Genomic DNA, 13238 nt, shown 5'->3' with positions numbered 1-13238 from the left:
TCGGTGAGTAGTGCGTCGACGCGGCCGTGCTGACGGCTGGCCTGGGCGGTGAGCTGACTCAGCGGCGCTGCCTGGGACGACGTGCGAGCGGCGCGCTCGAGGGCCGCTGCTTGGCGCGGGCGGGCCAGGTCGGCGAAGACGTCGTCGAGGTGAGGGCCGGTGATCTGCGCGGGGCCGACCCGGCTGCCGTGGACGGTCAGCGACATGTAGTGCTCAAAGCGATTCAGAGTGGCGACGATGTCGGGCCCCGGTGTGTCTCCCCACTCTGCGGTGATGGGGGCGATCGCCGAGCGGGAGCCCGCCGTGGCCGCCAGGGTGGAGGCATTTTGCAGCAGGGATTGGCGTACAGGACCGGGAAGGCGTGAGAGCAACTGGGTCATGCCGTGCACATGGCACTTGTACTTGCGGAAGTCCTCGAACATCGCCGCGATCGTTTCCGGGGCGGCACCGGTGAGTGTGATCAGCTCATCGAAGTAGGCCCGGAATGGCACTCGGTTGCTCTCCGCGGTGTCGCGGCGGGAGCGAACGGCCCGCAGCAAATCCCGCGCCAGCAGAGCGGTCAGCAGCCGGTCGGTAGGCCCGTTGCCGCCTGGGCACACCCACACGATCTTGCGTGCGTCCATGGCGGCGCGGATGTTGTACACCCCCTCCGGCTGTCCGAGGAAGGAGCGAGTGACCGGATTGCTGGCCAGACGGGCGATCGGGTTGAGGACGACGCCGAAGGCGTCCGCGGGCAACGCGGTAAAGGTGCTGTCCCACCACGCACTGGTCTCCTCATCCAGCCGGCTGCCTACCGCCGCCAGTGCCGTGCTGCGGAAGTCATCGTCGGTGAGCAGGGCCCGCACCTGGAAGATCGTGGCCTGGTCTCCAGGCCTTCCAGCGCGGCAGGCCACTTCGTTGACGGCGACCAAAACCGTGAGCGCGGCGGTGAGTATGGCGAGGGCACGCGGCGCAGTGGCATCGTCCCAGCCAAGAGCAGCCGCGCAGGCGTCCGCGGTGGCTTCGACGACCTCGTGCGCGACTTGCCCCTGGTGCATGCCGATTGGATTCCACGAGGTGAGCTGGGCGGCAGGTCCGTGGGCGTTGAGATCGACCAGCGTGATGCGCTGCATGAGGTGGTCGTGGGCGAGGAAGGGGACCGCACGGGGCCAGGAGTCACCGTGCGGATCGAGGAACATCAGTCCGCCGCCGGCATGCGCCCAGCCGATCGCCTGCGCGAGAGCGCGTTCGGTCTTGCCGCCGCCTGCCTTGCCCACGCCGACCTCGAAGAGGGTCTCGGCCGCGTGGGTGGCCACCAGACGGCGCCGACCGTCGGGCGTGCGGTAGATGCCCTGCATCAGAAGGTCCGGATTGCCGAACTCGAACGTCGGCAGATCACCGGCGAACAACGGCACGCGGCAGTGAACGGTGGGCGGTTTGAGCAGGCCAGCAAGTTCCTCCAGCCGTACCCAGTTGGCCCTGGGAGGCTGGCAGTGCGCCAGCGTCCAGCGCCGTTCGAAGGCGCCGCGGGTGGGCCAGTGGTCGGCTCCGACCCGCCAGGGGCCCAGCCGCCAGCCGCGCATGGCCCATCGGGCGCGGCCTCCGAAGACATCGAATGCGGCCTGGAGTTGGGCGAGGCGGGCTTGAGCGCGGCCCTCGACGTTGGACGCGCACATCACCAGTAGCTGGACGCGAACGAGCTGGTCGTCGCCGACGAGTTTGCCCAGCGCCTCGGCCGGATCGACCCGGCGGGGCACAGGCGGCATGACCAACCGTCGACCGGCGCCCGATGCACCGGGCCGTGAACCGAGCAGCTGCTGCAGCTGCCAGGTCAGCGAGTCCTCAACTCCGCTCGCATCCTGCCGCAGCCAGCGCGCGGCCCGCTGGGACTCGCGACGCTCGGTGCGGCGGGCGGCGCCCATCAGCTGCAGACGGCGGGCGCGCAGCGCCCACTTGGGCGCACGCTGAATGTCCAGACGGATCTCGGCGAGGTCACCGAGCTCCCCGCGCAGGTCGGACACGGCGTCGACGAGAGGCTGCAGCGGGTCGGGCTCGAGTGGCACCTCGCGCAGCGGGGCGGTGAGCTTGCCGCGCAGGATGAACTCCGCTCGCACCGTGTGGTCACGGGGCTTGTCGACGATCGGCCGGGCCGGGTTGACCACGACATCTGGCCCGAAGGGCGTGATGGACAGCAGGCGTTGGGCGCCGGCCGGGCCTTCGATGCGATATCGCAGAGGCGCGCTGCCGTCCGCGCGCAGCCTGATCTGGACGGCCTTCGCCCGCCGGGGAGCCCACCAGGGCATGGCGGTGGAGGCCCGGGCAAGCTGCACGCCACGCCGGAAGATCTCCTCCAGACTCGGGTCGAAGTGGCGGCCGGGGACCAATTCGAGGGCCATACGTCCGGCCGAGACATGGGCGGCGAGCCGGAGCACAACCATCTCGCTCACCCCCCAGCACACGGCGATTCCTGCCGCGAGGAGATACCAGTGGTCGTAGAGCCAGGCGATGGCATCGAACAGGCCGGTGCCCAGGTTGACAACCTGACCAGCATCCGGATGGTCAGCGCGGGTGGCCAGGTATCGGGCAGTGGAGCCCATGATGTCCCCCTCGGTGCAGTTGATCGTGTGCAGTGCCAGTCGGCGATGCGGAGTTCGCAGAAACCGCCGACGCAGTCCTTACCGGTCCGCAACGGCAGTGCACTTCATCGGCGAGGTCGCCCCGAGCGTGGCCGGATGGAGGCGGCGTCGCCGAAGGGAGGTATGCAGATGGCGGCAAGGATGGTCTACGGCCCTGTGCGTGTGAGGAGTACGTGGCGGCGCGTGGCTCCCAGCCAGCCGCCGTCGCACCAACGGCCTCACGATGTGGGGTCAACTTACCCGGAGGCACGGATAAACTCCCTGGTCAGGCGGACGATTGCTGACCATGAGGGAACACGACGATCCCGACCCGATCCCCGACCATGAACCCCCGACCACGGTCACATTGAGGACACGAAGGTCATGGTCGGGCCGACCATGACACCGACCATGGGCCACGGGCCGGCTGTCGAGGACAATCACGTCGGAGGTGCGGCAGCAGGAAGAGCAACCGGTGTGAGGTCACCGGCCAGCCCGCCCGAGCTGCGGTGGACGCTGTGGGAGTAGCCCGGAGAGGTCCGTGCGGAGCGTCGGATGCAAGCAGGGCTGCGGTGCCAGCACCTACGGCCAGCCGCGGACGGACAGCAGGGATGAGGTCCTACTGGGCGCCGCCGGCGGTTTCTTCACGGGCCGCTTTGACGGCGCGCTCCCACTTCCACGTGGGTTCGCCGTGGATCTTAGCCAACTCCGCAGCAACGCCGCGGTGGTACCCGCCGATCTCTTTGAGGTGGGCGGTTGCGATGTCGATGCGCTGCTGGACTTCGGGGGTGCGGGTACGGCGGTCGGCGCGGGGGCCGCCGGGGGTGCCGGCGCGGCCGGTGTTGTCCCCGTTGCGGCGGCTGTCGAATTCTTGCAGGTCGCCGCGGCGGAATGCGGGGATGAGGCGTCCGGACGGCCCTTCCACCTGGCCGGCCACAGGGGCGAAGTAGCCGGGATTGTCCTTCACGTACTTGCGGATCGCGGACGGGCTCTTGAAGTGGAAGTAGGCGGCGGCGTCGTTGATGGAGACCAGGTCGTCGGGGTCGCCCTCGTACAGCGCTGTGTCGGTGGGCAGCACCTTCTCCCGCTTGGACTGCTTGAGCCACCGGTGGAAGGCGCGGACCTGTTCGAGGTCGAAGTAGTCCTCGCGGTCGACCCGCGGGCCCTTCTCCGGGAAGCGGGCTTCGGCCGGTTGGACTTCTTCGGGCTGGTCACCGCGCTTCGCGTACCACAGCCGGACGGTGGGCATGCTCGCGCCGGTCTCCTGGGCGATCCAGGCGCGGTTGGCGTAGGTGCGGCCTCCGACCTCGATGGTCTTGGGTTCGGGAGCGCGTGCCATGAGGTGCCTCCGGGGCGTTGCGGGCAGTCCGCGGCCAGAGAGCCGCGGGCTGCCCGTATGCTGGGGGTACTCCTTCCAAAGGTGGGTTGGAGTACTCGATGGCCGGTGGGACGTTCGGTCGGGGTTGCCGCCCTGGGCCGACACCGTGAGGTGTTTTCCGCCGGCCATTTGCTCACCGACACCCGAAGCGACGCTGTTAATAATGCGCTTTCTGCTGTGGAGTGTCAACCAGCCTCTCGCGACGTACCACTCCGTGGTGCTCAGGGCGTGGACTCAGGTTCGGCGCAGGGCCCGCCGGGCATCGGCGGCCCGCGCGGCAGTGTGGGCGGCACGGGCCATGTCATACATGCCCCGGGTCCACTCGGCGACCCGCTCGGCGAGATCGTGGAGCTCCTTCGCGGCGGGGTGGCCGCCTTGCCGCATCAGGTCGGCCAGGCGCAGCTGCTCGGCTTGGGCCTCTCGCAGGGCGCGGCGCAGCACGGCGAGCGTTCCTCGTTCATGCTCGAGACTGCTCCAACTGCAGCGTGCGGGCCGGCTCTCCTGCTGGACCAGGGCCAGCGAGGCCTCGGGCCAGGCGGTCTCCTTCCCTGGGGCGACCACCAGGCTCATCAGGCAGGTCACTCGCTCGTCGTGCAGGGCGGCGTAAGGGTAGTCCGTAGTAGGAGACGGCAGAGCGATGCGGCCGCGCATGTGGCCCGCGAACGACGATGCAGTCGGTGCCTCCTTGCGGTCGCAGCGGGAGTGCAGATACGAGACGAGATTCGGCAGCTGCCAGGCCAGAGTTCCGAACGGGGCGGTCGGCATGGACAGGGAGACGAACTCGACATTCCCTGAGGGCGCGGTGATCGTCGCCTGCACTACGCAAAGCGGACCGCGGCGCGGATCGAGCTGCATGGGAGTACTCCTTCGTGGCTGTTCGGCGGTGGGTCGGGCGGGGCGCGGAGTTGCCGCTCCGGATCCCGCAGGGATGAAGATCAGGCGGCCAGGGCGAGGCTTGGCAGAAGTCGCTCGCCCAGCCAGCGCGCGGCGTTGACACTGACCGCATTGCCGATCTGCAAGATCGCCTGGGTCTGGTTGCCCTGGATGACGAAGTCGGCGGGGAAACGCTGGATGAGCTTGAGCTCTTCGACGTCCAGCATCCGCAGCGTGCAGTCCTCCACGGTCGCCGCCGGGATGATCAGGCCGTGGTGACGGCCCTGCGCGTTGAGAGTGGGGACCGGACCTGTGATCGGCAGGGCGGTGCCGTTGTTGCGAAACATGACGATGAACGGTTCGGGCCCGTACCGCTCGAGCCCCACGGCGATCCGTGCCTGGGTCGCGTCCGCGTAGGCCTTGAACTTCCTGTGCCTGGCGCGTCCGTCGCCCACCCGCCTGCCGGGCAGGGTCCAGTCGATGATGTCGCCGACAGCACGCGTCAGCGGTGCCACCTTCAGATGCCCGCACGCTCGGTTGGGGCAGCGGAACTCGTACTTCTCCCCCCATGCGCCGATGCGGCGCGCCTGGGGGTCATTCCACACCTGCGTAGCCAACACGGGCCCGCACTGCCGGCAGATCGCCTCCGGGTGAACCCGGAGGTCGGGCAGCGGGATGCCCTTGCGGGTGAAGACGACGTATATGCGGTCGCGGAGCTGCGGTGCCAGAAGGTTGTCGCCGCCGCCCAGGTGCGCCGAGGAGGCACTGACGATCTGCACGTTGTAGCCGAGCAGCTCCATGCCGCCCAGCCACCAGTTGAAGAGTTCCCAGTCGGTGGCGAACTCGATGACGTTCTCGATCACGACGGCGTCGGGCCGGTGGAGTTCGGCAACCGCGAGCACATCGAGCGCGGAAGCCCGCGTGCGTACGAACGTTGCCTCATCGGCCCCCTGGTCCTCGCCGGTGAGGCTGATGCTGGTCTGGCCCCGGGCGCGCTTCCCGCCGGCATTGGGACTGGCCTCCGTGCACAGAATGGAGGCCCACACCACGCGGGCGCGGGGAAGCTTGCGCTTGTCGTAGGTATTGATGTTCTCGCACTTGTGCTCGGCGTGCGGGTGGTTGGTGCGGTGTGTCCAGACCGCGACGGGGTCGTGGTTCATCCCCAGCAGGAGCTGGTAACCCGCTTCTTCCATGCCGCGGCTGCTGCCGCCGCAGCCGCAGAAGAGGTCGATGAACGGAACTGGGCCCAACTGGGACTTCATCAATGCAAGTTCGCGGGGTTTAAGGACGGGGGCGTACCGCTGCACTGTCTCTTCCTTGCCGGTGGTGGGCTGGTGTCGACTGATTGCCGTCAATCAACATTGATAATTATACGCGCTATGGATGGGGGGTCAACTCGCTCGGTGTCGGCCGGCCGGCTCTGTCCGTGCCCTGACACGCAGCTCGCGCAGAGGCAGGGGACGTGTCGTGCCCCCTCGGCGGTCGCGCAGGATGCTGACATTGCCGAGTCGCCTGCGAAGCCTCTCCTCCTCGGTCTCGGCCTCGGCGTAGCGCTCGGGTATGACGTCGAGCAGGTGCAGCCACTGGCGTTGTCCGGCCCTCACGCACGTGCCGCCGCAGTTGTTGTGCGTGAACCCCAACTCGTAGAGCCGCGGGGGCTCGACTCCCAGGGCGCGGGCCTCGTCGAGCAGCTGGTCCTTGGTGAGCGATTTCTCCCGGCGGCTGCACAGCGGGAACCGCGTCTGCCAGGGCGCCCAGTTGCGGGCAATGGCGGGAATCCGCGCGCGGTCGCGGGGGGTGTTTTCGATTCCGATGTACACCAGGGTGTCGGCGGGGTCGGCGTGTGTTTCCATCCACTTGCGGCACGGAATCTGCTTGAGGACATGGGAGCAGGGGGCCAGACGGTCGTTGCCGAGGAACTTCTTGTCGTTGAAGACCTCCCACGGCGTGCGTCCGTCGCGGACCCGGGTCACGGCAACGCCCAGGAGGCGGCCGGTGTCCTCGGCGAACCGCCACAGGTCCGGGTCCTCTATGCCGGTGTCGGCGATGAGGAGCGTGAGGTGGTCAGTCCCGTACCGCTCTGCTACGCGCACGGCGGCGCTGAACGAGCCGATCCCGCCGCTGAACTGAACGACGTGCCGTCCGGGCGTGATGTGCCCGGCGCGGACGCGGCGTGTGTGCGTCGTGGCCGGTGGTGTCATGAGCTTCTCTCCGGTGGACCAGGTGGTGGGAGCGCAACCGCTCCCACCATCGGCGGGTGATCAGAGTCCGATGGCGCGCAGCCGCGCGGTGCGGGCGCGTTCGGCATCTAGGGCTCCGAACGTCGCGTGGCCGTTGTGGGTGAAGGCTGCGTAGGGGATGACGAGGCCTCCTGCAGTGGGGCGGTGGGCGCGGCGGGCCGGAATCGCCGGGGTGCGCGGTGAGTTCGGATGCATGCGGGCAATCCCCCTTCGGGGGTGGGGTGAGGCTGGCCGCGCCCTCGCGACCGTGAGGGTGGGTTGTTGCGGAGCCTTGTGGTGACCGACGGTGAGCACGGCGCAGCCGAGGTCCTACGGTCCCGGTGCGTCGGCACCGGGGGCTGCGTCCTGATCGACGGCGGCGCCGCGGGTAGCGGTGCGGGAAGCCGTGCCCTGTGTCTGAGGGGCCGTCGGCCTGTCCGGCGCCGGGCCCGGAGGGGTTCTCCGGACCCGGCACCGGCTGGCTACTTGCGGTAGGCGGGGATGCGGGCGCGTACCTCGTCGGCGCTGATGCAGCCGGGGTGCCGCCTGGGGCTGGGCAGGCGGTTACGCCTCTCGCGCAGGTGGCTCCAGTACTTCACGCCGGTCCAGTCGTCGAACTGGCACTTCAGGAGCCACGGATTGTCGCTGCCGGGGTAGCCCCCAAGGGGTGTCCAGCAGTACTCGGCCAGTTTGGCCAGCACTTCGTGCGCGTGTTTGATGTTGTTGTCCGTGGCTGGCATGCGCGGGTGGAGAAGGGGCGGCGGTCCGTCGGGTGCCGTGGCTGACAGGGCGCACTCGGCCAGAGGCAGTGGCGAGATGCGGCCCGTGCGGAACTCGTCGACCAGGTGCTGAGGCGCGCCTGCGCGGCCGAGGCGGCCGTCTCCGATACGGGTTTCGGAGCGGCTGCCTGCGGCGATGGCGAACCATGCGCCGTGCCAGCGGAAGATGTGACCGAGGCACTTATCGTCCGCGATTAGGACGGGATAGCGGCATTCGGCGTCCGGCTCGCCGAGCCTGTGACGCGCTGTAGCGATGGGATCGGTGGTGCTCACGTGCGGGATAGTCCCTTCCGGGGTTGTGGTGGGCTGGCTGCTGCGGCAGGGCGTTGCCGCGCCCTGCCGCACGATCCGCTGGCTCAGATGAGGTCGGTGAGCTCGGCGAAGGTGAGTATCCGGGCGTGTTCGATCAATGTGACGTCGAACAACTGGAGTTGGGAAAGGTCCACGCGCACGGTGTGCGGAGTGGGGTGCCGCTGTTGTTCAGCGGTCCGCTTCAGCCACGCGCGAGCCTCGTCGCCGGTGCGCAGCACCGCAGGGCCGGAGCTGAAGCGGTAGTAGCGCCGGGCCGTGTGCGCATGCTCGGGGAGTGCTGGCTGGGGCGTGGGCTCGCCAGGGCCGGGAAGCTCGTCGAGGGCGATGAGGTGACTGGTGCGTTCGATGGTGTTGGCGGTGATGGTGATCCGCGCCGTTGCCGGGCTGTCGGCGAGGTCATCGTGCCAGCGGGCGGCCGTGGTGGCACGGTCGAGGGGCAGGGTGCTGTAGAGCCTGTTCCCGTGAGCGTCGAAGGATGTGATCGTGAACAGTGTCCGCTGCTCGCTGAGAGGGGCCGGATGGGTGCTTGCTGTGCTGCGCGGTGGGCACACGAGTCCTCCAAGTGGTGGGTTGAGCCGACGGATTGCCGTCCGTGCGACATTGATAATTCTACGCCTTCAGAGAGGTTGAGGCAACCCTGTCTGCTGTGCTGACCTGCACTGTCTTGCCCGCCACCGGGACTGGCGCGGTGGCTGCGAGCACCGGCGGGTCAGTCGGCGTCCTGGTGTGAGTGCTCGCCGCCGTGGTCCGTGATGGGCTGGCGTACGGCGTCCGCAGGGGACGTCGAGAATCAGGCTGTCCTGGCCAACCTTTCCGCCGGTGAGTAATTCCTCCCAGCGGTCCCTGGCGCCCGTTTTCAGCGCGACGGTGAGGAGACGGCGGCGAGGTGGGCGCGGAGTGCGTCGACGGCTGCTTGCACGCGTTCGGCGGACCATCCCGACCCGGACAGCGTCAGCCGGGCGCACTCGGAGCGGGCACTGTCGACGGCGGTGATCTTTACGCTCAGGGGGCGGACATCGATGTAGAAGCGGATGTTCTCGGCCGGCGGTACTGTCACCTTCCGCGCCAGTGCCCAAGGGACGGCAACCCGCTCCTCGTTCGCACCCTCGGGCCCTGGACAGGCGTGGGAGATCGCGTTCAGCAGTTGGGCATCGTGGCGGCACTCGGCGGTGCAATGCAGGAGGGCGACGCGGCAGCGGGCCACCCGGAACGCATGCCGGGTGAAGGAGTCACGGGCGCGGGTCGTGATGATGCAGCCCTGCGCTGGAACGTGCGCTGTGCGCTCCAGCCAGAAGCCCTCACCGTACTCGTCGTGGTACGCGGGGCCGAGGTTCCAACCACGGACGCGCGCGGCGTCTTCCCAGGTCCACGGCTGGCGGTCGCGGAAGTTGCGGTCCTCCGGGCCGGTGGTGACCCACAGGCGGTATCCGGTGGGGCCGGTAAAGCGTGTGTCCGGGGCGAAGAAGAGTTCGACGCGCACCAGGACCCGCGGCGCGTTGATCGGTATGACGGTGCACTGCCCGCGCCAGGCGTCGAGCACAGGGCAGCCGTCGCAGCGTCCGCGGTTGATGCATCGACCGAATCCGCCCCAGCGGGCGCGGCGGGTGTCCTGGGATTCCAGCAGTGCACCCCACCGCCGGGGCCGCAGAGCGCACTGATGGCCAGTGCCGCCATGGGCGTTCAGGCTCAGCCGGTTCCAGCCCTTTCCATCTGGGCCTCCAGCAGGGGCTTCCGGTTCTCGCAGGAAGATCGGCACGGTGGGATACCTCTCGAAATGTAGGGACGAGTTCACAGCGGGCGGTCCGCTGGAGCAAGGGCCGTCGAACGGCGTCGGCGGGTGTGGTGGGCGGCGCACGGGCCGCTGCGGAGGCGAGCCTGGGACTCGGCCCCGGGCCTGGGCGAGAACGCTGCGCCCGAGGCCCGGGCCCGAGAATGGTGCAGCGGTCAGGTACGGGGCTGGGTGATCCACTCGGCAATCGTGGTGATGCACGGGGCCAGCTGGTTCACGGGCCGGATCGTCAGGGTCTCCTCGGCTCCGGCACCGTCATCGGTCACCACCTGCCAGTGGTCGCCGGGGCGAGCGGGCGGCCGGTCAACGCTCCACTCGTCGTCGTCCTCGTTGTAGATGGACAACAGGATGTGCGGTTCGCTGTCCATGTCGGGCACGCGGCCGGTGTCCGGGTGGCCGATGACCAGCCAGGTGTGGCCGGAATCCGGGTCGAGGTGCGCGGTCAGCCCCCACTCGGCGAGGGCCTGGCGGGCGAGCTCCTCGGCTGTCGGGCCCGCGCCCCCTTCGGGAGCGCTGCCGCCGGACTGGCGCACACGCTTGCAGACGGCGTGCAGCAGGGCGGCAGTGTCTTCGACGTACGGTCGCGCGGTGTCGTGGGAGGCGTAGACGTCGGCGAGGACGGTGGCGCCGTCGCTCCACTGGGCGCTCCAGCTCCGGTGTTCCCTGACGGGGTGGTGGATGCTGACGTCGGGATTGCGGTCGGGGCGGTCGGTGGTGCCGGCGAAGGTGATTGCTGTGCCGTCGGCGAGCGGGACCCGCAGGTACTGTCCTGCGTGGCCCCCGTCCTCCAGGTAGCGGACGCCTGCCGCGCGCAGGTGGGCGGTGGGGAAGGCGGCCGCGTCCTCGGTGTCGGTGGCCGGGGCCTCACCACCGTGCTGCTCGATGAGGCTGCGCAGGTCCTGGACGGGCACGTTCATGAAGTCGCGGCCGTCTGTGTCGTCGCCGGTCAGGAATGCTTCGAGGTGGTCCTCGTTCTCCCATGCCTTCCCGTCGGGGGCGTCGAGGCCGGGCCACAGGCAAACCGTGGTCGCCGTATCCGATCCGGGGTCGATGCAGACGCTGAGTACGCGGCCGTCGTGCAGCAGGACGGGCCGGAAGGTGTGATGGGTGCCTTCCGTGATGAGGCGGTCGAGTCGTTCGGTGCGCATGGGGTTCCTCTTCGGGCGTGAGGTGGTGCTGAGCGGGGTCAGGGTTGGGCGGTCCACTGCCGTACGACGGAGACCAGGGCGGCGGTGTCGGCGGTGAAGTCGGTGGAGGCGGATCGGTAGACCGTCCTGCCGGTGCCGCGTGGTGAGAGTTCGGCGGCGTACCAACCGGCGTGCTCGGCGGGCGGGTAGGCGGTGCGCTGGGTGTGCGGGTGGCATGCGGTGATCCGCAGTTGCCGGTCGTCGGCCGAGTGAACCGTGATCCACTGGGCGAGTGGGGAAGCGTCGGGCCAGGCGGTCATCTGCTGGGCGCGTAGGGCGGTGATCAGCTCGGCGGCGGCGTGCGGCTGCTTGTCCAGAGCGGCGGTCGCCTCGCGGGCGTCGTGGCAGGGCTTCGCTCGCCCGCTGACGATCAGGCGGGCGTTGCCGCTGCTGTATCCTTCGTCGTCGCGCGGAAGCAGGGCGAACAGGGGGCGTTGCATCCGTTGGGCGGCTTCGGCGGCCTGCATGCTCGCAGAGCGGTGGATGCCCTCGATCAGCACGACCGCGCGGGACAGGGCGGCCACTGCTTCCGCGCTGGCCTTGAGGGTGACGGCGCTGGGGTCCGTGCCCGGCGCGTACAGGCTGACCACGGCTCCACTCCCCGGACCGGTGAGGATATTGCGCATCAGAGACTCCTGGGCGCGGGGGAAACAGCTGTCCAGTCCGCGCGGCACGACGGCCAGGCGCGCGCCGTCGACCCCGGCGCCTCGGTGCGCTGCGGATTCGACACCGTAGGAGAGGGAGGCAAGGACGGTGCCGCCACCCTCGGCCACGTCGTACCCACAGGCGCCGGCCTCCCGGACAGCGGTGGGAGTGGCGGCCCGGCTGCCGACGAGAGCGACAGCACGTTCCAGCAGCGGCCGCAGCGGGGCGGTACCCCTCACCCATAGACCGAATGGACAGGTGGGGCCGAGATCGTGCAGGCCTTCGGGCCAGTCTTCGTCACCGGGGATGACGAAGCGGGCGGTCTCCTGGGCGGCCTTGAGCGCGGGGATGGGATGGAAGTGCTGAAGACGGCCGTTGCTCGTGAGCCGGGACCAGGCATCGGCAGGGTCGAATCCCGGCAGATGAGCGCCGACTTCGGCGGGGCTGATGTGACGGGCCAGAGCGGCCCGGGCGGCGCGCTCCTTCAGCTGCCGGTCGGTGGGGGTATTCACGGGTGGTGCTCCGTTCGTTGCGGTGTGACGGCGCCCCGACGGTGGGCGGCGGGGCGCTCGGGCGGGTCAGCTGGCGGCGTATGCGGACAGCAGGGCGTAGGCGGCGGCGATGGGTGCGTCGTGGAGTCCGACGGCGGCCCACGAGCGGGTGCGGGTGCCCTGGACGGACAGGAAGTGCCGCACGTTGAGGTGGCCACTCAGGTCGGTCAGGTCGGTGATCCGGGGAACGTTGCTGACGACGTGCCGGGCTGTCAGTCCAGGGAGTTGTGCGGCGAGTTCGTGCACCTCGGTCGGGAAGTGGTCGGGGACGGGGACCGGCGTGCAGACGTGGGGGAGCACCGAGGCGGTGATTCGGACGGCGTCCGGCAGGCTCAGGTGCGTGATGTTGACGTCCGCGCGGGTGTGGCTCTCGCGCGTTGAACGGACCTCTGCGCGCAGGGGGCGCCACTCCCCGGGCTGGAACTCGACGGTGGTGCTGCGGAAGTCCCCGCGCCGGTACTCGATGGTGGTGCGTTCGGGGCTGCCGTGGGCGATGGCGGGGATACCTGCGTCGCGCAGCGGCAGGGCGAGCACGCGCAGGGCGGCGACGGCGTTCATGCAGCCGAAGCGGGGCAGGAAGCGAGTGCGGAGCGCGTCGGCTATGCGGTGGGCCGTGGTGGAGTGCCCGGCGAGTGGGACGCGGGCGGTGACCTTCTCCAGCGGCGTGCGCGGATCGGTGCTGACGCTGATGGAGGCCGTCAGGTGTATATGGCTACCGGCCTTGTGGACCATGACCCGCATGCCGGTGGGGTGGACCACGAGAGGGCTGCTCAGGATGGCCTGGACCGTCCACGCGCCGCCGAGTTCGGCGGCGGTCTCGGTGACCAGGCCCAGCAAATCGGCGGGGACCAGGGACAGGTTCTCGTACACGGCGGTTCCCTTTTCGGGCAGGGCGCAGCAGCACGCGGGCG

At 69.5% G+C, this 13238-nt stretch carries 12 protein-coding genes; all 12 read right to left on the bottom strand.

Translation table 11 applies throughout. From position 1 onward, the window contains the following. Positions 1 to 2576 (bottom strand): ATP/GTP-binding protein (locus EHS43_RS22985; protein WP_125192659.1); only part of this gene is annotated, 2576 nt, incomplete at its 3' end. Positions 2577 to 3213: 637 nt separating this feature from the next. Continuing rightward, complete coding sequence (locus EHS43_RS22980; RefSeq protein ID WP_125192658.1) at positions 3214 to 3933, bottom strand: hypothetical protein; 720 nt, start codon at positions 3931 to 3933, stop codon at positions 3214 to 3216. A gap of 273 nt (positions 3934 to 4206) precedes the next feature. Beyond that, on the bottom strand, positions 4207 to 4827 hold the full coding sequence (locus EHS43_RS22975) for a hypothetical protein (RefSeq protein ID WP_125192657.1): 621 nt from the start codon (positions 4825 to 4827) through the stop codon (positions 4207 to 4209). Positions 4828 to 4907: 80 nt separating this feature from the next. Beyond that, complete coding sequence (locus EHS43_RS22970; protein WP_260470661.1) at positions 4908 to 6200, bottom strand: DNA cytosine methyltransferase; 1293 nt, start codon at positions 6198 to 6200, stop codon at positions 4908 to 4910. 36 nt (positions 6201 to 6236) lie between these two features. Further along, positions 6237 to 7046: a hypothetical protein gene (locus EHS43_RS22965; RefSeq protein ID WP_221740752.1), complete on the bottom strand. Its 810-nt coding sequence runs from the start codon at positions 7044 to 7046 to the stop codon at positions 6237 to 6239. 60 nt (positions 7047 to 7106) lie between these two features. Further along, positions 7107 to 7280, bottom strand: coding sequence for a hypothetical protein (locus EHS43_RS46580; RefSeq protein WP_185806366.1), 174 nt, complete (start codon positions 7278 to 7280; stop codon positions 7107 to 7109). Positions 7281 to 7546: 266 nt separating this feature from the next. After that, on the bottom strand, positions 7547 to 8116 hold the full coding sequence (locus EHS43_RS22960) for a hypothetical protein (RefSeq protein WP_125192656.1): 570 nt from the start codon (positions 8114 to 8116) through the stop codon (positions 7547 to 7549). Between the two features lie 83 nt (positions 8117 to 8199). Further along, positions 8200 to 8706, bottom strand: coding sequence for a hypothetical protein (locus tag EHS43_RS22955; RefSeq protein WP_125192655.1), 507 nt, complete (start codon positions 8704 to 8706; stop codon positions 8200 to 8202). A 305-nt stretch (positions 8707 to 9011) separates the two neighbouring features. Then, a complete protein-coding gene (locus tag EHS43_RS22950; RefSeq protein WP_125192654.1) occupies positions 9012 to 9911 on the bottom strand; it encodes a hypothetical protein in 900 nt (299 codons plus the stop codon). Between the two features lie 188 nt (positions 9912 to 10099). After that, positions 10100 to 11092 carry a hypothetical protein gene (locus EHS43_RS22945; RefSeq protein ID WP_125192653.1) on the bottom strand — a complete coding sequence of 331 codons (993 nt, stop codon included), beginning with the start codon at positions 11090 to 11092 and terminating at the stop codon, positions 10100 to 10102. Positions 11093 to 11130: 38 nt separating this feature from the next. Then, positions 11131 to 12288, bottom strand: a complete 1158-nt coding sequence (locus tag EHS43_RS22940) for a DNA-processing protein DprA (protein WP_125192652.1) — start codon at positions 12286 to 12288, stop codon at positions 11131 to 11133. Between the two features lie 66 nt (positions 12289 to 12354). Next, positions 12355 to 13238, bottom strand: an 884-nt coding sequence (locus EHS43_RS22935; RefSeq protein WP_221740751.1) for a hypothetical protein, incomplete at its 5' end; no start/stop codon positions are given.

Source organism: Streptomyces sp. RP5T, assembly GCF_003933965.1.
GTDB lineage: Bacteria > Actinomycetota > Actinomycetes > Streptomycetales > Streptomycetaceae > Streptomyces.
The sequence above is the reverse complement of the archived record's forward strand: the minus strand, read 5'-3'. Positions and strand labels throughout refer to the sequence as shown.

Bases quoted from the DNA above. Each gene is read 5' to 3' on its own strand.
- EHS43_RS22980 (WP_125192658.1), bottom strand. From the start codon at position 3,933: ATGGCACGCGCTCCCGAACCCAAGACCATCGAGGTCGGAGGCCGCACC.
- EHS43_RS22975 (WP_125192657.1), bottom strand. From the start codon at position 4,827: ATGCAGCTCGATCCGCGCCGCGGTCCGCTTTGCGTAGTGCAGGCGACG.
- EHS43_RS22965 (WP_221740752.1), bottom strand. From the start codon at position 7,046: ATGACACCACCGGCCACGACGCACACACGCCGCGTCCGCGCCGGGCAC.
- EHS43_RS46580 (WP_185806366.1), bottom strand. From the start codon at position 7,280: ATGCATCCGAACTCACCGCGCACCCCGGCGATTCCGGCCCGCCGCGCC.
- EHS43_RS22945 (WP_125192653.1), bottom strand. From the start codon at position 11,092: ATGCGCACCGAACGACTCGACCGCCTCATCACGGAAGGCACCCATCAC.